This is a genomic window from Shewanella intestini (assembly GCF_018221465.1).
GTDB lineage: Bacteria > Pseudomonadota > Gammaproteobacteria > Enterobacterales > Shewanellaceae > Shewanella > Shewanella intestini.
Window position 1 is genome coordinate 1 of the sequence record NZ_JAAIKR010000053.1, and the last position, 855, is coordinate 855.

An 855-nucleotide genomic window follows, 5' to 3' on the forward strand; every position below is an offset into this window, starting at 1 on the left:
TCTCGGATCTCACACAGAACGCGATAATCTCCCACCCGATAGCGCCAGAACTCGCCCAGCTCACCTTTGAGCGGCTTCCCTGACTGGCGAGGATCGGCAGCAACTGCAATGCGTAAACTCATAAAATCCACAATCCGTCGTGCGTTCTGTTTGTCCATCTTGCGTAACGATTTGAGCGCCCGATCGGAATAGTTAATCGTCCAGACCAAGTGACTTCCTCACGTCTTCAGACGAATGCACTGCTTCATCACCACGGCGAACGCGTGCAGCAGTTTCTGCTGAAAGATAATAATCCTCCAGGTCTTCCAGATGCGCCAGTATTGCTTCCCGCGCATAAAACGTCTTTGTTCTGCCGGTTTGCTTCGCCAGCGAGTCCAGACGGGACTCAATCTCATCAGATAACCGGATAGCAAGCATATAAACCTCCCGAACACCATTTGCTATACATGTATATCAACAGTACCACAATCAACCTAAAAGAACAAAAAATAATCTTGTTAGCCCCTCTTGATAATCCGTAACGCGGTCAATATATCTAGCTTGAGGGCTTTCCTCTTAACTATTGAAAGGATAACGATTATGGGTCTTAAGCCGGGTCCGAAACGAATTGCCGATTCAACAGGGGAACCTGATAAACGCCAGCGTGACAATAAAAAAACGCCGGGAAATACTGACAAATTGAAACCCAGCAAATCTTCAAAAAAATAAGTCAGTAGTTAAAAGCCCTCCGGGGCTTTTTTGTATCTGCCGTTCACGCTGATTAAACATAACACCCGTTGCCCGCACCGCCCCGGACGGGTTCGCCGCGAACGGGGTGGCAGTCAGGTAAAACCGGCAACAAACCACCCGATAGAC

The 855-nt window shown here is 48.5% G+C and carries 3 protein-coding genes; 1 reads left to right on the plus strand and 2 read right to left on the minus strand.

Annotated elements, in window-relative coordinates; translation table 11 throughout:
• Together G3R48_RS17100 and relB are read right to left on the minus strand one after the other, a co-directional pair.
• Positions 1 to 209 (minus strand): type II toxin-antitoxin system RelE family toxin (locus G3R48_RS17100; RefSeq protein ID WP_142781977.1); only part of this gene is annotated, 209 nt, incomplete at its 3' end.
• Complete coding sequence (gene relB, locus G3R48_RS17105; protein WP_000879771.1) at positions 193 to 417, minus strand: type II toxin-antitoxin system RelB family antitoxin; 225 nt, start codon at positions 415 to 417, stop codon at positions 193 to 195. The genes G3R48_RS17100 and relB, both read right to left, overlap by 17 nt.
• Before the next feature lie 162 nt (positions 418 to 579).
• On the opposite strand from relB, the gene G3R48_RS17375 reads away from it, so the two are divergent.
• A complete protein-coding gene (locus G3R48_RS17375; RefSeq protein ID WP_000523570.1) occupies positions 580 to 708 on the plus strand; it encodes a hypothetical protein in 129 nt (42 codons plus the stop codon).
• Positions 709 to 855 lie beyond the last annotated feature (147 nt).

What these genes read in the sequence shown, in the direction of transcription:
- G3R48_RS17375 (WP_000523570.1), top strand. Translation starts at nt 580, where the DNA reads ATGGGTCTTAAGCCGGGTCCGAAACGAATTGCCGATTCAACAGGGGAA.
- relB (WP_000879771.1), bottom strand. Translation starts at nt 417, where the DNA reads ATGCTTGCTATCCGGTTATCTGATGAGATTGAGTCCCGTCTGGACTCG.